Annotated in this window: 16 protein-coding genes and 1 riboswitch; of the genes, 10 read left to right on the top strand and 6 right to left on the bottom strand. The window is 29.0% G+C overall.

Annotated features, from left to right (window positions below; all coding sequences use genetic code 11):
* Positions 1-58 precede the first annotated feature (58 nt).
* On the top strand, positions 59-1,777 hold the full coding sequence (locus EG57_RS0202485) for a methyl-accepting chemotaxis protein (protein ID WP_032075727.1): 1,719 nt from the start codon (positions 59-61) through the stop codon (positions 1,775-1,777).
* Positions 1,778-1,985: 208 nt separating this feature from the next.
* Positions 1,986-2,537, top strand: a complete 552-nt coding sequence (locus EG57_RS0202480) for a hypothetical protein (protein WP_032075726.1) — start codon at positions 1,986-1,988, stop codon at positions 2,535-2,537.
* A 236-nt stretch (positions 2,538-2,773) separates the two neighbouring features.
* Here EG57_RS0202480 and EG57_RS0202475 read toward each other — a convergent pair whose 3' ends face one another.
* From EG57_RS0202475 to EG57_RS0202465, 3 genes are all read right to left on the bottom strand, one after another.
* Positions 2,774-3,472 (bottom strand): hypothetical protein, encoded by a 699-nt coding sequence (locus tag EG57_RS0202475; protein ID WP_032075725.1) that lies wholly within the window; start codon positions 3,470-3,472, stop codon positions 2,774-2,776.
* A gap of 134 nt (positions 3,473-3,606) precedes the next feature.
* The gene (locus tag EG57_RS0202470; protein WP_032075787.1) at positions 3,607-5,058 is read right to left on the bottom strand and encodes a HAMP domain-containing sensor histidine kinase; all 1,452 of its coding nucleotides are present in this window, start codon (positions 5,056-5,058) and stop codon (positions 3,607-3,609) included.
* A gap of 4 nt (positions 5,059-5,062) precedes the next feature.
* Entirely contained in the window at positions 5,063-5,761 is a 699-nt protein-coding gene (locus tag EG57_RS0202465; RefSeq protein WP_032075724.1) for a response regulator transcription factor, read from the bottom strand.
* Between the two features lie 217 nt (positions 5,762-5,978).
* Between EG57_RS0202465 and EG57_RS0202460 the strand changes: the two genes are divergently transcribed.
* The 5 genes from EG57_RS0202460 (at position 5,979) to gcvT (ending at position 12,934) form a co-directional block, all read left to right on the top strand.
* Complete coding sequence (locus EG57_RS0202460) at positions 5,979-7,367, top strand: efflux RND transporter periplasmic adaptor subunit (RefSeq protein WP_032075723.1); 1,389 nt, start codon at positions 5,979-5,981, stop codon at positions 7,365-7,367.
* Positions 7,368-7,395: 28 nt separating this feature from the next.
* Positions 7,396-8,097 carry an ABC transporter ATP-binding protein gene (locus EG57_RS0202455; RefSeq protein WP_032075722.1) on the top strand — a complete coding sequence of 234 codons (702 nt, stop codon included), beginning with the start codon at positions 7,396-7,398 and terminating at the stop codon, positions 8,095-8,097.
* Complete coding sequence (locus EG57_RS0202450; protein ID WP_032075721.1) at positions 8,098-9,285, top strand: ABC transporter permease; 1,188 nt, start codon at positions 8,098-8,100, stop codon at positions 9,283-9,285.
* Between the two features lie 236 nt (positions 9,286-9,521).
* A complete protein-coding gene (locus EG57_RS0202445; RefSeq protein ID WP_032075720.1) occupies positions 9,522-11,234 on the top strand; it encodes a methyl-accepting chemotaxis protein in 1,713 nt (570 codons plus the stop codon).
* Positions 11,235-11,608: 374 nt separating this feature from the next.
* Positions 11,609-11,706: riboswitch (glycine riboswitch) on the top strand.
* Positions 11,707-11,854: 148 nt separating this feature from the next.
* The gene (gene gcvT / locus EG57_RS0202440; RefSeq protein ID WP_032075719.1) at positions 11,855-12,934 is read left to right on the top strand and encodes a glycine cleavage system aminomethyltransferase GcvT; all 1,080 of its coding nucleotides are present in this window, start codon (positions 11,855-11,857) and stop codon (positions 12,932-12,934) included.
* 78 nt (positions 12,935-13,012) lie between these two features.
* On the opposite strand, the gene EG57_RS0202435 is transcribed toward gcvT, so the two are convergent.
* Together EG57_RS0202435 and EG57_RS0202430 are read right to left on the bottom strand one after the other, a co-directional pair.
* Positions 13,013-13,360: a hypothetical protein gene (locus EG57_RS0202435; RefSeq protein WP_032075718.1), complete on the bottom strand. Its 348-nt coding sequence runs from the start codon at positions 13,358-13,360 to the stop codon at positions 13,013-13,015.
* A gap of 65 nt (positions 13,361-13,425) precedes the next feature.
* The gene (locus tag EG57_RS0202430) at positions 13,426-13,866 is read right to left on the bottom strand and encodes a cell wall hydrolase (RefSeq protein WP_032075717.1); all 441 of its coding nucleotides are present in this window, start codon (positions 13,864-13,866) and stop codon (positions 13,426-13,428) included.
* A 183-nt stretch (positions 13,867-14,049) separates the two neighbouring features.
* Here EG57_RS0202430 and EG57_RS0202425 point away from each other — a divergent pair, with 183 nt between their 5' ends.
* Positions 14,050-14,565, top strand: coding sequence for a serine/threonine protein kinase (locus EG57_RS0202425; RefSeq protein WP_032075716.1), 516 nt, complete (start codon positions 14,050-14,052; stop codon positions 14,563-14,565).
* A 169-nt stretch (positions 14,566-14,734) separates the two neighbouring features.
* On the top strand, positions 14,735-15,898 hold the full coding sequence (locus EG57_RS26990) for a methyl-accepting chemotaxis protein (RefSeq protein ID WP_242859793.1): 1,164 nt from the start codon (positions 14,735-14,737) through the stop codon (positions 15,896-15,898).
* Between the two features lie 693 nt (positions 15,899-16,591).
* Here the strand turns inward: EG57_RS26990 and EG57_RS0202415 are convergent.
* On the bottom strand, positions 16,592-19,264 hold the full coding sequence (locus tag EG57_RS0202415; RefSeq protein WP_032075715.1) for a PAS domain S-box protein: 2,673 nt from the start codon (positions 19,262-19,264) through the stop codon (positions 16,592-16,594).
* Between the two features lie 239 nt (positions 19,265-19,503).
* Between EG57_RS0202415 and EG57_RS0202410 the strand changes: the two genes are divergently transcribed.
* On the top strand, positions 19,504-23,661 hold the full coding sequence (locus tag EG57_RS0202410; protein WP_032075714.1) for a 5'-nucleotidase C-terminal domain-containing protein: 4,158 nt from the start codon (positions 19,504-19,506) through the stop codon (positions 23,659-23,661).
* Positions 23,662-23,703: the final 42 nt, after the last annotated feature.

Genomic DNA, 23,703 nt, shown 5'->3' with positions numbered 1-23,703 from the left:
ATTTACAAAATAAACAGTCGATATATATGTATATAATTTTTATAAAAGGGGTGAAGTTATGAATTTAAAAAAAGTAAAACTAACAAGCAAGCTTTTATTTAGTTTTGGTGTTATGATGGTTATGCTTATTATCATTTCAGCTGCATCTATAGTTAAACTTAAGGAATCAAACGCATTATTATATCAAATGATTAATGTAAACAATAGAAAAGTAAAATTAGCCACTGATATGAGGGGATACATTAATAGAATAGCAATAGACGTTAGAGACATTGGAGTTAGTAATGATACGAATTACATGGCTTCAAAGAAAAAGGAAATAGACGAAAATTTATCACAATATGAAAATGCACAAAATGAATTACAAAAACTACTTTCTACACAAAAAGGTAAAGAAATATTTGATAAAATGAAATCTAGTAAAGAAGATGTTATCCCAATTATTAATGATACTATAAAAAATGGAATGAGAGTTGGTGTAACTAACGAAGAATTATTGATTATGTTTAATAAAATGGAAAAGCCTCAAAATGCTTTGATTTCTAATATTCAAAGTATGGTAGATTTACAAGATGAATCATCTAAACAGCAAGGAGCAGAGGCTAATGCTTCTTCACAAAAAGTTATACAATTGATGATTATTATTGGTATTGCATGTTTAATTTTAATTGTGATATTCTCATATGTTATTATTAAAAGTATAAAATCACAGATGAAAGAATTATCAGAGGCAGCAAATAAATTAGCTCAGGGAGATTTTAATTTCGAGATAGAAGTTCTTGCAAATGATGAGATTGGTCAAACAGTTAAAGCATTAAATGATGCTGTAAAGGTTTTAAAAGGAACAATAGTTGAAGTGAAAAATCAGAGTGAAAGTACAACTGAAAGTGTAAATAGAACGGTAAAAATGTTTGAAGAGGTAAACTCTCAGGTTCAGAGTATATCAGCATCTACAGAGCAAATATCAGCAGGGATGGAAGAGTCTGCAGCATCATCAGAAGAAGTAACATCAATGGCAACTACAGTAAAGGAAGAAGTAAATGTTTCAGCTGAAAAGGCTAAAGAAGGATTAAATATTGCTATTGCAATAGAAAAAAAAGCTGATGATATAAACAAAAATTCTTCACAGGCTAAGGAAAATGCAGAAAAAATTTATAAGTATGCCAAAGATAAATTAGAAAAAGCTATAGAAGATTCTAAAGTAGTTAAAAATATATCAGAAATGGCTAATAGCATTTTAGATATAGCAGAACAAACAAATTTATTATCATTAAATGCAGCTATAGAAGCTGCACGTGCAGGAGAACACGGAAAGGGATTTGCAGTAGTTGCAGAAGAAGTGCGTAAACTTGCAGAGGAATCATCTAACGCAGTTGTTGAAATACAAACTAATGTTAAAAAGGTTTTAACTGCTGTAGAAGAACTGTCTAATTCATCTAAGGAAGTTCTAGTGTTTATTGAAAGTGATGTTTTAAAGGATTATGGAAATTTAATAGAGATAAGTAAACAATATAAAAATGATGGAAGTACTGTTAAATCTATAGTGGAAAATTTTTCGGAAGTTTCAGAAAGTATTTCTAGTGCTGTAGATCAGATTGTAAAAAGTATGGAGGAAGTTGCTGTTTCTGTAGGTGAAGTTGCAAAAGCTTCGGGAGAAATAGCAGAAGGTGTATCTGCAGTAAATGATAAAAATATGCTTATAACACAAGAAGTTGATAAAAATGCAGAAGAGGCAGAAAAGCTATCAGTAATTATGGAGAATTTTAAAATAAATTAGGAATCATTATATAAAGCCGTTGGTATTAGCAAACCTTCAAAGGTTAGCTGTTAATATCGACGGTTTTAAAATTTAAACAACAAATATTATTCAAATAAAGTAAATTGTTGTTAAATTGTTATGAAATTGTTATGAAATTGTGATAAAAAAGTATTAATATTAGTAAATAAAGTTAATATTAAGTATAAAAAAGGAAGGTATAATAAAAATGAAAAAACATAATTTATTTAGTAAATCTGTTATGTGTTTAGTTACAGTCGCTATGTCAGTATCTCTGTTTGCAGGTTGTGGTAGTAAAAGCAGTACTAGTGCTAGTAGTACTAAACAAACAACGTCACAGAGTAGCAATAAAACAAGTAACTCAGATGAAAGAAAAACACAGATACAAGAAAGTCTTAAAACTCTTGTAACAGCAGGAACTATAAACCAAACTCAATCAGATAAGATTCTAACAGCTCTTACAACTAAACCAGATAATAAAGGTGGAGATAACAAACCACCACAAGATAACGGTCAGAACAATAATCAAAATCAACAAAGTAGCCAACAAAGCAATCAGCAATCAAATGGACAAGCTAGCTTACAAGGAAACGATCAAAATAAAGGTAAAAGTCCTTTAAGCAAACTAGTAACTGATGGGGTTATAACTCAAGCTCAAGCGGATGCTGTTATGCAAAAGATAAGTGCTAATATGCCTCAAAAGAACAATGGACAATCAACTTCAAACAGTAGTAGCCAAACATCTCAAAGTTCTAATTAGTGAAAAAGTTTTACCTAATGGATGACGACTGAAACATTTCCACTAAGTAAGGTTTATTGATAAAAAGAGGAAGATGACTTTACCTTCCTCTTTAGTCTTTAATATATGCTAGTTTATAAACATCCAAAGCTAGTGTAACTTATTTACTTAGTTAATATAGCTAATTAAGCGAGTTTACATTATGTATATATTAAATTTTTATTGGATATTTATAAATAAAATTTTATTTTGTTATTCTAGCTTTCTTGATTCTGGGATGAATTAGTTTCAGTATTTGATTTATTTATATTTTCATCAATAGAATTTATAATAGTATCTTCTTGATCTTGAGTTATAACGTTTGAATTTACTAGGTTATCTAGTGTAGATTTTACTGTTGTATTTAAATTATTTTTATACATATTAGAAAGTTTGTTTGGTGGGGTAGGAGTAAGGCTTCCTATTGAATTAGCTTGATCCTGAGATATAATATTTGCACTTACTAAATCTTTTAAAAGGTCAGGTTTACCTTCAGATTTCTTTTGTTCCAAATAAGATTTTCTATCACTAGCACTCATATTTTTAAGTGTATCCATTTCAGATTTTCTTTCTTCATTTTTTTGTTGAATAAAATCTTCAATTTTATCTTCTTGATCTTGAGTAATAGTTCCAGCAGTTACAAGACTACTAAGTTTTGATTTAATTCCATCAGATAAGTTAATGTTAGGGGCAATAAAGTTATTGATGCTATTAGTATATGGTTGTCCATATTTTATTGATGATGTTGTAGAGCTTAAAGTGTCAAGAGCTTTTTTGCTTAATTGAATTGAGTCAGTAGTTATATCAGTATTTGAGTCATTTGAATCAGAGTTGTTAGTACTATTAGTTGTTAAGTTGTTATTATAAAGAGGATTAAGTAAATATTGATAAATGTCATTTGTAGTATTAACGTTCATAATATCACCCTTTCTTTAAAAATAATAATTTATCTCATAATAATTATAATTGTAGATTGTTACAGGCATGTTACAATTATGTCACAGTTGGCATATTATGGATAAATTGTGCGTTTAATTATAAATTACGAAAACTAGGTGATTTTGATTAATGGCAATTCAATTATAAACAATGCTCCTGAATCAGAATTTTTAGCGATGATTTTTCCATTATGTTTTTCAATAATATTTTTGCTGATAGGCAAGCCTAAACCAAAGTTACCTTTTTTACCTTTATAAAATCTTTCAAATATATTAGGAAGATCATTTTCTTGAAAACCTATTCCATCATCAGATATAGTTAAGATTATTTTACTATCTATAACTTTAACTGTTAATATAACAACACTAGATGCATATCTGATACAATTACTTATTATATTAGCAATTGCTCGAGAAAGTTTTTCTTCATCTGCATTTATTTCAATTTTTTTATCTATGTTGTTTAGAATGATTTTTATATTATTATTTACAGTGATAGTATTCATGCGTTTAACACAGCTTTTTATTAAATCGTTAAAATCCAAATTATTATAATGATAATTATCATCTATTGTATTAAGCCTAGATAAGTAAAGTAAATCTTCAACTAAATGAGTTAATCGTTTTGTTTCATCAATTATAATGTCCGCAGCCTCATCGGTATCAACCACCTTATACTTTATGCCTTCGGCATAACTTTGGATTGACATAAGTGGAGTCCTAAATTCGTGAGATGCATTCTGAAAAAAGGTTTTTTGTGCTTTATCATATATTTCTAATTTTTCAGACATAATATTGATATTATTTACAAATTCACGTAATTCATCATCTACAGACATATTAATTTTGGTATCAAAGTTTCTTTCAGAAATAGATCTTATATGCTGACTGAGTGTAGAAAATGGAGAAGATATTTTTTTTGATAAAATAGATGAAAAAATTAAAATAATCAATGATGAAAAAATTAAAATAATAGAAAGAACAATATTTATTCCAATTTGCAATTGTTTTACTTTTTCAATGTTTGAATATATGATTATCCATCCTAATCCAAAGGAATTTTTTTCAGATACAGGTTTAACTAGTGCTATATATTCAGTACCAGATAAATAAAAGTTCAAATAATTTTTAGAACTAAGTTTTTTTGATTTACTTGCAGTCTCATTTATTTGTTTTAATATATCAGCTGAATTTACAGATGATTCTCTTGGAAAAGGAGTTAATATGTTTTTAGATTTATCAAGTAAAATATAATTTGCATTTAAAACAGTAAGAGAATCTTTTAATGAACGATCTAGCATAAAATAAAAATGTATAAGGCTATTACTGTTTTGAGGTGAAGGAGGTGGTGGTGGAACTTTTTCTGATTTTACAAAAAAGTCTGGACCATGTTTTAGGGCTATGCGTTCAGTATTTGATGCAATTTTATTTAATTGTATAAATAAATCTTTTTCAAAATATAGACGAATAGCAATATTAAATATTATTGTAGTTAGTGTAATTAACATAATAATTATAATAATATTATATTTAAAAATTCTCCATTTAATTGTAGTTTTTTTCATAATATCATTCCTTAAATTGTATTTTAAAGCCAAAGCCCCATACAGTATCAATTTTTAAACAAGAACCAGCATTTAGCAGTTTTTTTCTAATTCTTTTTACCATATCATCAGTAGCCCTAGTTTCTACATCATTTTGGAATCCCCAAACTTTATCTAATAGTTCACTTCGGCTTACTGCTCTATTTTTGTTTGTTATAAGGTAATAAATGAATGAAAATTCCATACCTGTAAGGCCTATATTCTTTCCATGAAAATGTATTTCTTTTATATTAATATTTACAGAAATATCTCCAATAGTAATAATTTTGTTATCTTCAATATGTTGCTCTTTATCCAATTCAATTCTACGAAAAATGCTTTTAATCCTAGCTATGAGTTCCATAGGGCTAAAAGGTTTAGTAAGATAATCATCACATCCTAAAGTAAGGCCTGCTATTTTGTCAGGCTCTGTGTCTTTAGCAGATACTATTATTATTGGGATGAAGCTTTTTTGGCGGATTAATGAACAAAGCGAAAATCCATCCATTTCAGGCATCATAATATCTAGTATGATCATATCTGGTTCTTTAGTATTAAAAGCTTCAAGAATAGAAAGACCATCATTAAATGCTTCTACTTCGAAGCCTTCTTTGATAAGAAAAGACTTTATTATGTTGCAAATGTTAACTTCATCGTCGCCAATATATATCAGTTTCTTATTCAATTAACTCACCTCTTAATCAATTTTAACATAAGCGTCTTGTAATAGCATTTGAAATTGTTTGGTATTTATAGTTGCCACAATTTTGCCGCAATTTTGCCGAGATTTATATAAAGCTATTAGAGTAGAATTAAAATGTGGATAAAAATGACTTAGTATAATTAAAGTTCAAATTAAGGAAATGATAGTGACGATAAACTAGATTTGGAGGTTTCTGAGCATGAAAGAAAAGATTTTAAAAATATCGGCTGTAATAGTTTTAATAATTATAGTTGGCTTTGGAGGATATTATGCATATAAAAAAAGTACATCTAAAAATGTACTGTCATCTACTAAATATTCTTTATCAAAGGCAACAAAAACTAATTTGGATATTACTGTAGAAGCTACAGGTGCTGTTACAGGAGTGAATGAAGTAAATGTTTTTTCCTCTAACACTGGTACAGTAGATGGAATGACAGCAAAATTAGGTGCTTCTGTTAATAAAGGTGATTTATTCTGCAAAATTGATGACAGTACAACTCAACAGGCAGTGGATAGTGCTCAAATTTCGCTGCAGCACAGTTATTTAGAATTGCAAGCATTGAAAAATCAGTTAGATGATCTTGTAGTAAAGGCTCCTATAAGTGGAAAAGTAAGAGCAGTGTATGCAGGAGCTGGAGATGAGGTTAGTTCCATAAAGTCTACTTATGGGGGAATGGCTATGATAACTGTAGGAACTGATAATTCTTATGAAACAGCTGTTCCATTTCCTTCTAGTGGAAAAGTAGCAGAAGTTTGTATATCAGCTGGCCAAAGCGTTAATAAAGGAGATATATTATTTAGGCTTGATGCTAAAACTTTAAATAATACTATTGCTCAAAAAGAAAATGATATTAAGTTGGCACAAAAAAATTTAAGTGACAAGCAAGCTAATTTAGCTAAGTCTACAATAACTACTCCTATAAGTGGAATAGTAACAGTATTAAATGTTAAAAATGGTGAAATAGTAACAAATGAAAAGCTTATTGCTACTATATCAGATACATCTAAAATGAGAGTGACACTAGCTGTAGATGAATTGGATATTAACCAAGTAAAAGTAGGACAAACAGCTACAATAAAATTGGATGATATTAAAGATAAAACTTTTAAAGGTAGTGTTGAATCTATTTCACAAAGTGGTACAACTACCAATAATGTAACAACTTATAGTGTAATTGTGACTATAGATAACCCAGAGAATGTGAAAATAGGAATGAATGCAAATGTCAGCATTGAAGTACAAAATAAAACAGATGTGTTAACAGTTCCAGTGGAGGCTGTTACAGAAAAGAATGGAAAGAAATACGTCATGGTTTCTGAGCAAACAAGTAGATCAGCTTCGTCTAATAGAAAAGCTTCTAATAATGTAAGGCCAGGAAAGCTTGTAGAAGTAAAAACAGGACTTAAAAATAAAACTTTAATTGAAATAACCAGTGGACTTAAAGATAATCAAGTTGTTATGACAGAACTTACACAAACTACTAATACAAATAGCAATAGTAAGTCAAATAAGACTAGAATCAATCAACAAGGTGGAATGCCAAGTGGAGGAATGTCTGGTGGAGGAGGAATGCCACGAAATTAACTAATATGTAGTTTAATGGAGGTAGAATATGAATCTTGTTATAGAGATGAAGAATATTAATAAGGTCTATAAAATGGGTAGTAGTGAATACAGTGCTTTAAGTGATGTTAATCTGAATATAGAAAAAGGTGAATTTGTATCAATAGTGGGGCCTTCTGGAGCAGGTAAATCCACTTTAATGAATATAATAGGTTGTTTGGATGTTCCAACCTCTGGAGAATACATTCTTGATGGAGAAGATACAAATTGTAATGATAATAAGTTATCTGAGATTCGTAACAGAAAAATAGGCTTTATATTTCAAAATTATAATCTTCTTCCTAAAATGAATGTGCTAGGCAATGTGGAATTGCCTTTAATATATCAAGGATTAAGTAATAAAGAGATGAAAGAAAAAGCTTTGAAATCACTAGAAAGAGTTGGGTTGATATCTCATATTAAACATAGGCCTGCGGAACTTTCTGGAGGACAAAAGCAGAGAGTTGCTATTGCAAGAGCTCTTGCTACAGAGCCTGAGTTATTATTAGCAGATGAACCTACAGGAGCATTAGATAGCAAAACAGGGAAAGAAGTTATTGAAATGCTTAAGGAACTAAATAAAGAAGGAAATACAATTGTACTTATAACTCATGATAATGAAATTGCACATCAGGCAAAAAGAATAATAACTGTAAAAGATGGATATATTCAATCAGATGAATTAAATTGTGAATATAGTAAGGTGATTTAAATGAAATTTAGTAAACTTATAAAAATGGCATTTTCATCGGTTTTAGCCAATAAAATGAGGTCTTTCCTTACTATGCTTGGTATAATAATAGGAATTACTTCTGTTATAGCTTTAGTAGGTATGGGTCAGGGAACTAAACAAGACGTAGCTTCTAAAATTTCAAGTTTAGGAACTAATCTTATAACTGTAAATATCATGGGAAGAAGAAGTATAACAGTAACAAGTAGTGAGTTAAGTGAACTTAAAAAGAAACCAGGAATAAAGGATATAGCACCTTCAGCATCACAGCAAAATGCCACAGTAAAATCACAATCCAGTTCAAAGAGTACTACAGCTTCTATTGAAGGATGTGTACCAAGTTCTGCAACTATAAGAAAATTAGGCGTAACTAGTGGCAGATTTATTACTCAAGATGACGTAGATAGCAGGTATAGAGTTGCAGTAATTGGTACAAATGCTGCGGATACTTTGTTTGGAAGTACAGATGTTGTTGGAGAAGAAATTAATATAAACGGAAGTATATTTTCCATAGTAGGCGTTCTTGCTACTCAAGGTGGTAGTGGACAAGATTCTCCAGATGACAAAATAATAGTACCTTTAAGTGTTGTTCAAAGGTTATTTAAGATTTCAGAGATAAAAACTTTCTATGTGGAAGCAGAAAGTCAGGATTCAATATCAGAAGCAAAAGGATATCTTCAGTTATTTTTAAACAATAAATTTAGCAGTGATTCTTCAGAAAATACTAATTATAGAATAATGGATCAGTCTAGTTTGTTGGAAACAGCCACTTCAACAAGTGATAGTATGACTACTATGCTTTCAGGAGTAGCAGCTATATCTCTGCTTGTTGGTGGAATAGGAATTATGAACATTATGCTTGTTTCAGTAGTTGAAAGGACAAGAGAAATAGGAATAAGAAAAGCCATTGGTGCCAAGAGAAAAACTATTCTGATGCAATTTTTATTAGAATCTGCAGGTATAAGTACTTTTGGGGGGATTTTGGGTGTTTTAGGTGGATATGTAGCAGCTTATGTAATGAAAACTTTTTTTCACACATCTGTTGTAATATCTAATAATGTGGTAATAGAAGCATTTCTATTTTCTATTCTTGTAGGTATAGTTTTTGGAGTATACCCTGCTAATAAGGCTTCTAAATTGAGTCCTATTGAAGCATTGAGATTCGAATAAATGTGAAATAAAAAAAGTACTGACAATATATTTTGTCAGTACTTTTTTGTAAAATAAATGTTTGAAATCTTTTAAATGGAATACACATATAAAATGTGGAAAAGTAGCTAAAGTTAAGTTTAAATTGTAACTTAACTGTAACAATTTAATATTAAAATATAAATATAAACTTAATGTAAAAATGTAGTAAACAATAAAGTACCAAAGACAATAGAAATACAGAGGAGGATAATTACATGAATTTTTTTAGAAACTTAAAAATTGCACAGAAAATTAGCTTTCTTGCTATTAGTTTTCTTATTTTTTTACTAATAATGGGGGTTGCTTCAGTAAAACAATTGTCCTTAGTTAATATTGGGATTAAAGAACTAAGTGAATCAAGAATGACTCCAATTGTTAAGTTAGAGAATATGAAATCAAATGTGGAATATATTCGAACTAAAAGCAGCTCATTAATGGATGCAAGTGATGAAAATACAAAAAATGCTATAAAAAGTGATGTTGCAAATAAGGTAGCATCAATTGACAAATCATTATCAGAATATAAAAGTGACGCTGATTACAAAACTTTATTAGATAATTATGATAAGTTTATAGCAGCAAAGGATGAATTTATAAAAACTTCTGGTCAACAAGGAGCTATAAGTGGGGCTAATGGTAGTTCAGGACCTAATGATGCTGCTAATTTTGATAAAGCTAAAACTGCATTAACTGCATCCTTTGATGAAATTATAAATAATCATGTTAAAGCAGCAAATAACACTTATGATCAAAGTAAAAAGATTTTTGGTCTTACATTAATGATATTAATATCAATTTTAGTAATATGTATGATTATAACTTTGATCTTATCTGTAATTATAATAAGGGAAACTGTTAATCCAATTAAAAAAGTTACCAAGAAGTTGAAGGAAATTTCTGAAAGCAATGGAGATTTAACTCAAAGAATAGGTTATAACAGTAAAGATGAGATGGGAGATTTAAGTAGAAGTTTTGACATGTTTATGGACAAACTTCATTCAATTATTAAGGAAGTATCAGTTTCAGCTGAAACTGTAACATCTTTAAGTGAAAATTTAAGTGATGCAACAACAGCAACAACACAGTCATTAGATAGTATAGCAGATACTGTTTCAGAAATATCCTCTAGTACATCAGATGGAGCTGCTGTTTCAGAAGAAACTTCAGCAAGTCTTGCAGAAGTAGCTAAATTTTCTGAATCAACTTCTGTAGCAACAAAAAATACTTCCGTAAACAGTAAAAAGGCAAAAGAAATAGCAGAAGAAGGAGCAGGAAAAATATCGGAAGTTGTTTCTTCCATAACAGATATAGCTTCTTCATCAAAAGAAGTGTCAATGATAATAAGTGATCTTGACATATCTTCAAAGAGAATAGGAGAAATTATTGAAATAATAACAGGAATTTCAGCTCAAACGAATATGTTAGCTTTAAATGCAGCCATAGAAGCAGCTCGTGCAGGTGAAGCTGGAAAAGGCTTTAGTGTAGTAGCTGATGAAATTAGAAAGCTTGCAGATGAAAGTAATAATGCAGCAGCACAGATATCTGAATTAGTTAAAGAAAATCAGTTAAAATCAGCTTCAGCTGTAACCTCATTTGAGCATGTTGAAGTAAAGGTGTCTCATGGAGTTACTAAAGCATCCGAGGTTGGAGAGAGTATGCAAAGTATAATATATAATATACAAGATATAGTAAATCAAATAGAGCAAATAAACAATGCTAATGAACAGCAAGCAAAGAGTACAAAAGAAATTGAAATGGCTATTAATACTATAGCTAGCAGTTCAAGTGAAATAGCTGGTGGGACTGAAAATATAAGTACAAGCATAGAAGAACAGCTTAGCACTATGACTGATATAGAGAAAAATACAAAACATTTATCAGAGATGTCAAAGAAACTAATTAAAATGACATCTGGATTTAAAGTGTAATTATAAAAACTAAAAAAATGATTGTAAATAATTTACGGTTAAATATAAAATTATAGTATAATTATTAAATATATTTAATAATTATACTAATAATAAACAAAAAAAATTATATGCTTTATTTATAATATTAATGATATTTTAAATTCATTTTGCTAAATATAAAATTATTTAAAATAATTATGAAAAATATATAGTTTTTCGTAGAATTTATATATTACTTGCATAATTAAGTATTATTATTTAAAGTATATTGTTCTCAAATAAGATATTTATAAATATAACTAAAATTTTATAATTTATTCATAAAAATGGGTTAAAAATGTATTAGAAAAGTGTTATAATGATTTACATAATAAAAAAGTATATAACTTCGGATGAAAATAATGTGAGATAACTTTTGTTAACCGAAGAAGCAATGTTAAACATCACAAGTTTAATAGAAACTTTCAGGTAAATGTAACATTATAGGACGAAACTCTGAAATTCTATTTTTAACCTTTTATGATTATATTTAAATGTAAAAGTTTTTAAATAGGATAACAGAGGATCATGTGGGCGTTTATAAGTGATATGTCTAATGGTCCTTTTTTTATTATTATGAATACATAGGAGGTAACAGTATGGAAGCGTTGAAGAAAACTCCACTATATAATGTTTATGAAGAATATGGTGGAAAAATAGGCAAAATTGCAGGCTGGGCTTTACCTATGCAATTTGAAGGAGTAGTGGAAGAATATAAGGCCGTAAGAAAAAAGGCAGGATTATTTGATATTTCACATGTAGGAAAGATTCAAATAAAAGGTAAGGATGCCTTTCATTTTATTCAAAATTTAGTAACTAATGATATTGAAAATTTAGAAGAAAATAGAGCTATGTATACTCTTATGTGTTACCCTTATGGTGCAGTTATTGAGATAGTATTGTTATATAAATTAAGCGATAGCAATTATCTAATTACTGTTAATTCGGGAAATGTAAAAAGAATTTTTAAATGGCTTATAAATAAAAAGAATAAACATGATGTAAGTATTATTAATATTTCAAATGAAATCTGTCAACTTGCATTGCAAGGACCTAAATCAGAGACTATATTGCAAAAATTAACAGATATAGATCTTAAAGAAATTAAATATTTGAGTTTTAGAAGAGATGTAAGCATTTGTGGGACAAAGTGTCTACTCTCTAGAACTGGGTACACAGGGGAAGATGGATTTGAGATTTATATATTTCCTGAAGACTTAAAATTACTTTGGAATAGTATACTAAATGCAGGAAGAGAGGAAGGCATAAAACCTGCAGGATTAAGTGTGAGAGATGCATTAAGATTAGATTCTAATCTACCTCCTTTTGGAGATGAACTTTTGGAAGATATAACTCCATTTGAAGCTGGATTAAAAACTTATGTAAATTTAAGAAAAAGTGATTTTATTGGTAAGAATGCATTGAAAAAAGAAAGTGAAAAAGGAATTAAAAGAAAGATTGTAAAATTTGAGACAGGAGATAAATGCAGCAGTGAAATTTCTGGTTCTAATGTTATTTTTGATGGAGAAAAAGTAGGTATAGTTGCTACAGAACGTTTTTCACCTAAAAAGAAAAAAAATTTGGGCTTAGCCTTGGTAGATTTAAAATATTCTAAATTAGGAACTACAATATTTATTAAGAATATGAATGATTTAGTTAAAGCTAAGGTAATAAGATGATTTTATTATAATATTGCAATAGACTTTAAATGCAATTTGAAATTGTATTTAAAGTCTATGTATTTTTTATTGCATATTTTAAGGAAATATATTTACAAATTTAATTGCATAGATATCACATAATACATTAATATTTGTTCCTGTTTCTTTTAGAATAATATAACTAATTCCAACATCTGTTAAAATCCCTTCTCTATCTTGTACTATATTAGTTCCAATTAAGAAAAATACCCTAACTCTTTTCCCTATTTGTGTTCTTAAGTATCCTTGTGTATATTGAATATCTTGAGCTATTGGTGAACCAGGAGCTTGTTCAAAACCTTGATCTTGCGTGGTTGGCTGCTGTTGACGGAAGTTAAAAGTATTGGAAGAATCATAGTCCATTGCATAAGGATTAAAGCAATTAAAACAACACTGAGGAAACATAAATAAACCTCCTTATATAAAAATTTTTATTTTATTATTTATGAAAATAAACATATGGTTTAATTTTAGGTTTTAGCATATAGTTCAGTAGGATTATAGAAACAGTGTTTTATTACTTTTATTTGAAAACTGCCACTTCCGTTATATGGGAAAGTATATGGACAAGGAGCAAATGGATTAAAGTACCATAACGAATAACCTATTGGAAATAATCTATTTCCTGCTAATGCCCAATCTGCAATATCATAATGTATTTGTTCTGGTGGATTTGCCCAAATTGTCTGAGGATTGGCAACACCGCCTAAAACTGAACGCATACAATCATATTGGCCCTTTTGATAAATTATTTTTCTAAGATCTCCTTGACCGATTCTATGATATTCGCCATATGGAACTCTTACTCTATTCATAATAGAAGTAGCAACAGCTTTCATGCCATTTTCGCCTTCGCCACCAGCTTCACATTTAATTAATCTTGCTAATAATTCTCTATCTGAATAAGCCATATATTATTCACCTCGATTATTCTCACTATAATAATAGTTTATTCACATATATGGTAATTGTTACATTTTTAATAAGATTATTATATTTTTAATTATTGCTATAATTAAGTACATTTCTTACATTAAGTAAATATATTAATAAAAGAAGATGATGAAATTTTGGGAAGAAGGGAGAAAACAACTATGAGTTGTGTTGATGTGAGTAAATATAAATATTTAGGACATGGGAAGAATGGAAAAGTGTATTTAATGCCTGATGGAAAAGTAATAAAAATATGCAAAAGGGAAGATAGATGTTTGGAAGAATATAAAGTTTTAAAGATAGCTGAAGGAAGTAGTTATTTTCCAAAAGTATATGAAAGAAAAGGGAAAAATATGATAAGAGAATATGTAGATGGATATGATCTAAATACTTATATAAAAAAGTATGGACTAAGCAAAAATTTAGTATTGAATTTAATAGGAATGGTTGAAGAATTTAAAAAGCTTGGATTTAAAAGATTAGATATGAGAGGAGTCCATATATATGTAACTAAAGATGAAAAAGTAAAGGTTATAGATCCTTCTATGCAGCTTATAAAGACAGTAAAATATCCTGAACTTATGATAAGAGATTTAAAAAATTTAGGAGTAATAGGTAAATTTTTTAATGTTTTAAAAGATGAAAGGCCTGATTTGTATAAAAAATGGAGTAATTAGCTTATAACGTACCATCTTCAGTTTCAAGAAAGAACTTGTTAATATAAAATAGTTTGAATTTAATGAATATTGAAATTTTGTGTATCGAAATTAGTGAATTTTATGAAATTTTATCCAAATTGTGTTATTATTAATTTGGATCATTATAGGGGATATGGGAGATGGTAAAATGAGAATACTTTTATTGCTTATGGCTTTTGTTATAATTCAATGTATAATTTTGATGCTGATTCATAATAAATTTATAAAGCCAATAAAGATAGCAACAGAAATTATTAATGTGACTGCTAATTTAGATTTAACAGTTCAACAAAAAACTAATGAATTGCAATTTTTCTTAAATGGAAAAAATGAAATTAGCAATATGGTAAAGTCTGTTTATAGTTTAAGAGAAAAGATTAGAAGTATAGCTAAAATTATTAAGGAAAATTCAGAGGATATTTCAGAATATTATAAAGAAGTTTATACATCAAGTAAAGAAGCAGTATCTTCAATTGAAAATTTAATTGCCATAATAGAAGAGCTATCAAAAAGATCGGCGGAAGAAGCAAAGAATTCTGAGAGTGGAAATGAAAAATTATCAAGTTTAGCTGAGGAAATAAAAATAGCAGTACAAGGATCTGATAGGGTTAGAAAGTTATCTAAGGCGACTCAAAAAATTAATTTAATGGGCATGGAAGCAATGAAGAAGCTTATAGAAAAATTTGAAATAAATAATAGCAGTGTAAAAAAAATATCTAATAATGTGGATTATTTATCTAATAAGTCAGGAGATATTGGTGAAATTGTTAATGCTATAGAATCAATTGCAAGCCAAACTAATCTTTTAGCACTTAATGCAGCTATAGAAGCAGCAAGAGCTGGTGAGGCTGGAAGAGGATTTGCCATAGTTGCAGATGAAATAAGAAAACTATCTGAAGAAACAACAAATTCTGCAAAACAAATAGAAAAAATAGTGAAAGATATACAAGGTGAAATAGAAAATACTAAATTGAATATGGAACATAGTAACAAGGCTACTGAAGAGGCCAATGCTGCTATGGCAGAAGCTGAAAAGTCGTTTTTTTCAACTGGAAAAGCAGTTAAAAATACAATGAGGCAAGTAGAATGTCAAGCATCAAGTATTAATAAAGTAGATGAAAATAAGGAAATAGTTATTAGCTTCATAACAAATATATCTGATAGTACACAAAAATCAGCAGCATCAACACAAGAAATATCTGCATCTATGGCAGAGCAATATGAAGCTATTGAAAAAGTATCTAATAGCTTAGAAAAGCTTGACAAAATTTCATCAAAATTAAATAAAGTCACAGAAAAGTTTAAGCTTTAATAGTTTAAAAATTATGAGATACAAGCGCATGTAAGCGAAGTAACTTTCAACTGTATTCCGGCTGATATATGCTGTGAAGGAAAACTCACTTCATTAAGAAGTTCTAATGCTTGAGATATTGAAAAATTCCTACCTCCTCAAATGCGACGTCCTGTCGCTTTCGGAGCTTTTGCCGTCCTGGCAAAAATTACGGAATTTTTAAATATCTCAAGCAAAGAACTTCTAAAATTCGTTCGAATCTTCCTTCACAGCATATATCAGTCTGCATACAGTTGAAAGTTACTTCTTAGTGCATTACGTGTACACATAATATTTATTACCTAGTTTATGTATATTTCAGTTATTTTAATAATACTCTATGGTGCAGCCTGCAAAAATAATAAATTTGTTGATTATTACATTTATAAGATACTTGCATATTTTTTTTATTATATTTTTCAACAACCTAAATAATAAATTTATTTTAAGGTATTTCTATAAATATAGAAAGTAACTTGCTTCTAAATGAAATATATTAGCCTAGCAGCAGGCTATGCCTTGATTTTTAAGCATTATAAGTTAAGGTTATAAATATAATTTTCACTTACTAAAACTACTTATGACAATGTAATTATGTGCGTACACTTATCATATATCACGGAGTAAAAGTTAAAATCCAAACTTCCACTGCACCCTTACGTTACATTATGCTTTTTATGTTAAGTTATTGGATAAAAATTTATCTATTAATTTATAAAGTGTAGTATAGTCAATTGGTTTGGAAATATAATCGTCCATGCCTGCTGATAAAAATTTTTCTCTATCGCCTATCATGGCATAGGCTGTCATTGCTATAATTGGAATATGATCTTTGGTATCTGTTTCTATATTGCGAATACGTTTGGTTGCGTTTAGTCCATTTAAATTAGGCATTTGAATATCCATAAGGATTAGATCAATTTTGTTTACTTGATTTAATAAATTTAAAGCTTCAATGCCGTCGAAAGCAGTAAAATAATTATAACCTCTTTTACTTATTAGGGTAGAAATAAATCTTTGGTTTATTTCGTTGTCATCTACAATTAAAATGTTTTTAGAGTTATTAAATTGTTTTATATTTGTCGTTACTTTTTCAATGTATTTTGAAGTACTTGTAAGTTCATTATCATTTTCTAAAAAACATTTTGATGAATTTTCATCTTGAGAAAATTCTGCGGTAAAGTAAAAACAACTTCCTTGGTTATGCTTACTTGTTACCCATATATCTCCGTTCATCATATTTACAAGATTTTTGGATATTGAAAGTCCTAATCCAGTACCGCCATATTTTTTAGTGTACGAATCATCTATTTGGCTAAAGGTTTTAAAAAGCCTGTCCATTTTATCTTCAGGAATTCCAATTCCAGTATCGCTAACAGAAAATTGAATTTTAATTTTATCTTTAGGTCCTTCAACTTTTTTGGCGCAGACTATTATATTTCCTCTGTCTGTAAACTTAATAGCATTGCTTAGTAAATTCATTAATATTTGGTCCAATTTTGAAGGATCACCTATAATATTACCTTCATCAATATTAGGATCAATGAAATACATAACTTCAATAAACTTTTTATAAGCAAGGACAGAGATATTTTTAACCATTTTGGAAATCCTTTCTTCAAGGTTAAAAGGTACTAAGTCAAGTTTAAACTTTCCGGATTCAATCTTAGATATATCTAAAATGTCATTTATTATATCTAGTAAGTGTTTTGAAGAAGATTTTACCATATTTAAATATTCTCTTTGCTCATTTGTTAATTCTGTCATCAAGGTTAAATCTGTCATACCCATTATTCCATTTATTGGAGTTCTTATTTCATGACTCATATTAGCTAAAAATCTACTCTTTTCAATATTGGCTTCTTCAGCTGCAATTTTTGCTTTTTTTAGTTCTTCCTCGTTTTCCATTCTCTTAGTTATATCTCTTCCGATAGAATAAATAAGACTATATTCTTTTATTACGAATGAGTTCCATTCAATCCATTTATAGTTTCCGTTTTTACAAATGCATCTATTTTTAAATATGTGCCTGCCATGTTTTAATAAATATGAAAAATCGTTTACGCAGCCTTGAATATCATCGAGATGAACAAAATCTTTAAAGTTTTTATATAAAGCATCTTTTTCATTCCATTCCAAAATTTTATTCATACCGGCACTTATTTGAAAAAATTTACCATCATAATCAAATATAGAGAATATATCATCAGATAAATTAGTGAAATTTTGAACTTTTTTTTCTACAGTTTTAATTTTGGTAATGTCTTGTACTTGTAATAAAATTGCAGTTAAATCTTTTTTTTCATTTAGTATAGGAGCAGTTACAATATCAAAATAATAAATCCTATTTTTGTTTGTTTCAAAGTCAGCGCGCTGATTTAATTTATATTTGCAAGTAACACGAGAAGGCTTTTTATTTTTAATTCTATTTTTTACACTTTCATAAATATGAGGAGTATTAAAGAAATTGGAATATTTGAATTCTTTTATATCATCTAAGTTAAACATCTTGCAGAAGGATTCATTTGAAGATATAACTTCTCCATTAGCATCAAAAAGCTCTATTCCTATAGGAGATTGTTCATATATACTTCTGAATTTTTTTTCACTATTATATAATTCTTTATGAAGCTTTTTATTTTCAGTTATATCTCGAGCAATAACAGAGTCACATACAGTATCTCCGCTGTAATTCTTAACAGGTGATATGCTTATGGATAAGTATATCACTTCATTATTTTTATTTATCGTTTCTATTTCATAGTTTTTAAATCCATTTTTGCTTATTGTACTGTATAAAATTTTATTATTTTCATTATTATCTAATATAGAAAATTTTTTGCCTAAAAGTTCTTGTTCACTATATCCAAAAATTCTTTCAGCTGCTTTATTCCAGCTTATTATTTTACCATCTAAAGTTTTTCCTATTATAGCATCTTCAGATGCATTAGCTATGGCAGCTAGCTGCAAAGCTTTTTTTGTGTATTCATCTTTTTGTAAGCGATAGTTTATAATTAAAAATATTGAATCATTATGTTTTATAAATTGACCATTAAATTTCCAGGTAATGTTATTTAGTTTTACTTCTTTAACAAAAATTTTATTTTGTTTAATACTTGCTTTAAACTTAATAAAATCATCTTCGATAAACCATAAAATATTAGTAAATTTAGAATTAAAAGTTTTTATGTTCTCATCCATGTAAATAGTATGAAGCATTTCAACAGCGGGAGAATTATATTCTTTTATAGTATCATTGCTGTGTATTAAAAAAAATGGTACAGAAATATAAGATAAAAATTTAAAGTGTTGTCTAAAATCTTCTTCGTTTTCAAATATATGTCTCATAATTGATAAAAAATAGATGTTAAATCTACTTTAATGTTCACCTCTTTCCTAAAATTATGACGTTTTCTTTAAAGTATATTACACTTACATACATGTATCAACATGAGAATTAAAGTAATTTTAAGTTAAATTTTATTTTTATAAACATTCGGTTACCAATTTACAAAAAATTCACATTGTTATATAATTTTTATATATGAATATATTTCCAATAGGTTTTAAATTTTAAAGGAAGGTAGATGATAATTTTGTTAAGAGCTTTTAAAAACAAGAAGTTTACATCCTTGGTGATGACAGTACTAATGGTAGTATCACTTTTAACACCAACTGCTTTTACAAATGCTAAAGCAAGTGAATCTGGTAAATTATTTGATTTAATTGAAATTACAGATTTTCATGGTGCATTAGAGGATGCAAGCACACCTCCATTACCTGCAGGAGCAGTACTTGCTAAAAATATTAACAATATTAAAAATGCAAATCCAAATAGAACGCTGATCCTTGGAGGAGGAGACTTGTATCAAGGTTCACCAATGTCAAATGTTTTATTTGGAGTTCCTGTGCAAAAATTAATGAGCAGTATTGGAATGGAAGTAACAGCTCTTGGAAATCATGAATTTGATTGGGGATTAGACAAAATTATAAACACTACAATGAAAGATTCCAAGTATTCAATTGTATGTTCAAATCTTTATAATAAAAATACTGGAGAAAGAGTTTTTGAGCCATATAAAATTATAAATAAAGATGGAGTAAAAATTGCGGTTATAGGTGCAATAACTACAGAAACACCAGGAATAGTTCTTCCAAGTAATGTAGCAAATTATAAGTTTACAGATCCTTTAAATGAGATAAATAGTTTAGCTAAGGACATTAAAGATAATAAAAAGGCAGATGTAGTTTTAGCACTTATGCATGAAGGAAGCAATCAAGATTGTAAAACAGGTAAAGTTTTTGACATAGCAGACAAGCTTTCCAATGTAGATGCAGTGTTAGGGGGACATTCACATACTGCTGTACAAGCTATTAGTAAAACAGGCATACCAGTTGTGATAGGTAAAGCACAAGCAAAAGGTTTTATAGATTTGAAAATGTCTGTAGAATCTTCAGGAAAAGTATCATTTATAAATCCAACTACAAGTTATATAGCATTAGATAATAATAAAGATAATGGATACAAAGCAAAAAATCCAATCACTGATGCTAATGCATTGTCTATAGTAGCTGATGCTAAAAAGCAAGTTGGCTCAACATTTAATGAAGTTGTAGGCAAGACAGATAAAGATTTAACTAGAAAACAAGATACAGCTCCTTTTGGAGAATCTTATTTGGGAAATTGGACAGCGGATATTATAAAAAATAAAGGAAATGCAGATGTTGGACTACAAAATAATGGAGGCATAAGAGTTGATATACCAAAAGGTGACATAACAGTTGGAACAATATTTTACTTAATGCCTTTTGATAATGTAGTAACTACAGTAAAGATGAATAAAGCTCAGTTAACAAAGGTATTTGAAGAAGCCTTTGCAGATAATGGAGTTGGAGTTCAAATGTCTGGACTTAAGGTTACTTATGATTCAAAAAAACCATCTGGAAATAGAGTAATAGATATAAAAAAGGCAGATGGAACAGCTATTTCTGATAAAGAAACCTTGAAGGTTGCTACTAATGATTTTATGGCAACAGGAGGAGACGGCTTTGTTGTATTTAATGAGCCATCAGTTAAAGAAACTTATAATGATACGCATATACTTGTAAGAGATTCATTAATTGAAAATATAAAAGCAAATAAGGGCATAATAGCTTCAATGGATAAGAGAATAACTACTAATGGAGCTTCACAAATATCAATAGTAGGAACTTCAGACATTCATGGAAGTATATATCCTATAGATTACAGCACAGGAAAAGCTGCAAATTTAGGACTAGCTAAAGTTTCAACTTATGTAAATAACTTAAGAAATGCAAATCCAAATGTAATGCTTGTGGATTCTGGTGATACTATTCAAGGAACACCATTATCTTATTATTATGATAAAGTAGATACAAAGTCAGAATATCCAATGATGAAGGTGATGGGGGCTATGAAATATGATTCATGGACACTTGGTAATCATGAATTCAATTATGGGTTAGAGGTTTTAAATAGGGTAATTAAAGATGCTCAAAAAGAAAATATAAATGTATTATCAGCAAATACTTATAAAACTTCTGATAATTCAGACTTTGTAAAACCTTATATTACAAAAACTCTTAATGTAAATGGAAAAAATGTTAAAGTTGGTATATTAGGATTAACAACTAAGTGTATTCCTAATTGGGAAAATGCATCTAACTACAATGGATTAAAATTTAATGATCCAGTGGATGAAGCTAAAAAGTGGGTTCCAATATTAAGAAATGATGAGAAGGCAGATTTAGTAATAGTTACTATCCATAGTGGAGAAGAAACAGCTACGGATACAATACCTGAAAATCAAGTAAAAGCCTTGGCAACAAGTGTAAATGGTATAGATGCTATAATATGCGGACATGCTCACAAAAATATATCCAGTGATCTTACATTGAAGAATCCTTCTGGGAAAGTTGTTCCTGTTACTGAACCAGCAAAATCAGGACAATATGTTTCACAATTGGATATAAATGTAAATGCAAATGGAACTATTGGAACAATCAATGCTAAAACAGTACCTATGGATGACAAAATTGCAGCAGATGAAGCTATAACTAAATTAGCACAGCCTTATGAGGATACAACTTTAAAATATATGGCAACAGTAATTGGACAATCATCAGGAGAGTTTCCAGGCAAGGGGCAAACAATGGAGCCAACAGCTATTATGGACTTAATAAACAAGGTACAACAAAAGGGAGCAGGAACTCAATTGTCTATAGCAGCACCTTTAAGTGAAAGTGCATATATCCCAAAAGGAGATATAACAATTCAAAATATAATGGGAGTATATGTATTTGAAAATTTCCTATATGGAATAAAAATGAATGGAGCACAGCTTAAAAAGTGGATGGAGTTTTCTGCAAGATACTATCAGCAGGTAAACAATCCTAATGATGCTGTAAGTAAGGATAAAGCTTTAAATGTTCCAGACTACAATCTAGATCAATTATATGGAGCAACTTATGATGTTGATTTAACACAACCGGCATGTACAGTAGATTCTAAAACAGGAGAAGTTAAATCAGTAAACAGAATTAAGAACTTAAAGTTTAATGGGGTACCAGTAAAGGACACAGATGAATTTACAGTAGCTATAAATAACTATAGGTTTAACGGTGGCGGAGGTTTTATGGCTGCAGCTGGCTTAAAACCTGGAGATACATCTATAGTAATGTATGATTCAGCTAAGGCTTTAGGAGATGATGGTCAAGTTAGAAATATGATGACTAACTATATTCAAGAAAATAAAACTATTACACCAACTGTAGATAAGAATTGGAAATTAAGTACTACTCCAATATATCCATTTACAGTACAAACAATAAAGGGCGCTGATAGATATGAAACTGCAGCTAATATTTCTAAAAATGGATGGGATAAAGGTTCTGAATATGCAATAATTGCCAGTGGTGAAGCTTTTGCGGATGCTCTTTGTGCAGCACCAATGGCTAAAAAATTTAATGCACCAATATTATTGACACAACAGAATAAACTTCCTGAATCTTCAAAAGCTGAATTAGAAAGATTAAATGTGAAACATGTAATAATTGTTGGTGGTGAAGGTTCTGTATCTAAAGAAATAGAAGGCAATATACAAAATAATTTAAAGGCTAAACCAGAAGTTAAGAGAATATATGGAAAAGATAGATTTGAAACTTCTGTCAATATTGCAAAAGAAGTAGGAATTAAGGATAAAGCTATTTTTGTTAATGGATACAATTATCCTGATGCTCTATCAGTATCATCAGTGGCTGCATCAAAAGGAATGCCAATACTCTTAACAGAAGGCAATAGACTTCCAGATAGTGTAGCTGCATACATTAATGAAAATAAGGCAAAGGATTTTTATATAATTGGATTAGATGGTGCAGTTAATAAATCGGTAGAGAATTCTTTAGATAAAGTTTTATCTAAGAATGCAGTAAGACTTGGAGGCAGTAATAGGTTTGAAACAAATGTGGCAGTAATGAAAGAGTTCCAAAATGATTTAAAATTGGATAAAATGTTTGTAGCATTAGGAGATGGTACAACTGGTACTGAATTTGCAGATGGATTGTCAGGTTCTGCATTAGCAGCACAAAGTTCTTCTCCAATAATGTTAGTATATAATAATGTTCCAAAAGCAACTACGGATTATATTAACAGTAATACCAATCCTAATAGTATTGTAATACTACTTGGAGGACAAACTAAATTACCAGCAGGTATAGGAAACTAAATAAAAATATTGCGACACAACTTTTGAAAAGTTGTGTCGTAT

Source organism: Clostridium drakei (assembly GCF_000633595.2).
Taxonomy (GTDB): domain Bacteria; phylum Bacillota; class Clostridia; order Clostridiales; family Clostridiaceae; genus Clostridium_AM; species Clostridium_AM drakei.
This window is presented reverse-complemented; position numbering and strand designations above follow the sequence as displayed.

Bases quoted from the DNA above. Each gene is read 5' to 3' on its own strand.
- EG57_RS0202460 (WP_032075723.1), top strand. From the start codon at position 5,979: ATGAAAGAAAAGATTTTAAAAATATCGGCTGTAATAGTTTTAATAATT.
- EG57_RS0202485 (WP_032075727.1), top strand. From the start codon at position 59: ATGAATTTAAAAAAAGTAAAACTAACAAGCAAGCTTTTATTTAGTTTT.
- EG57_RS0202455 (WP_032075722.1), top strand. From the start codon at position 7,396: ATGAATCTTGTTATAGAGATGAAGAATATTAATAAGGTCTATAAAATG.
- EG57_RS0202415 (WP_032075715.1), bottom strand. From the start codon at position 19,264: ATGAGACATATATTTGAAAACGAAGAAGATTTTAGACAACACTTTAAA.
- EG57_RS0202430 (WP_032075717.1), bottom strand. From the start codon at position 13,866: ATGGCTTATTCAGATAGAGAATTATTAGCAAGATTAATTAAATGTGAA.
- EG57_RS26990 (WP_242859793.1), top strand. From the start codon at position 14,735: ATGAGAATACTTTTATTGCTTATGGCTTTTGTTATAATTCAATGTATA.
- EG57_RS0202425 (WP_032075716.1), top strand. From the start codon at position 14,050: ATGAGTTGTGTTGATGTGAGTAAATATAAATATTTAGGACATGGGAAG.
- EG57_RS0202470 (WP_032075787.1), bottom strand. From the start codon at position 5,058: ATGAAAAAAACTACAATTAAATGGAGAATTTTTAAATATAATATTATT.
- EG57_RS0202445 (WP_032075720.1), top strand. From the start codon at position 9,522: ATGAATTTTTTTAGAAACTTAAAAATTGCACAGAAAATTAGCTTTCTT.
- EG57_RS0202450 (WP_032075721.1), top strand. From the start codon at position 8,098: ATGAAATTTAGTAAACTTATAAAAATGGCATTTTCATCGGTTTTAGCC.
- EG57_RS0202475 (WP_032075725.1), bottom strand. From the start codon at position 3,472: ATGAACGTTAATACTACAAATGACATTTATCAATATTTACTTAATCCT.
- EG57_RS0202480 (WP_032075726.1), top strand. From the start codon at position 1,986: ATGAAAAAACATAATTTATTTAGTAAATCTGTTATGTGTTTAGTTACA.
- gcvT (WP_032075719.1), top strand. From the start codon at position 11,855: ATGGAAGCGTTGAAGAAAACTCCACTATATAATGTTTATGAAGAATAT.
- EG57_RS0202435 (WP_032075718.1), bottom strand. From the start codon at position 13,360: ATGTTTCCTCAGTGTTGTTTTAATTGCTTTAATCCTTATGCAATGGAC.
- EG57_RS0202410 (WP_032075714.1), top strand. From the start codon at position 19,504: ATGATAATTTTGTTAAGAGCTTTTAAAAACAAGAAGTTTACATCCTTG.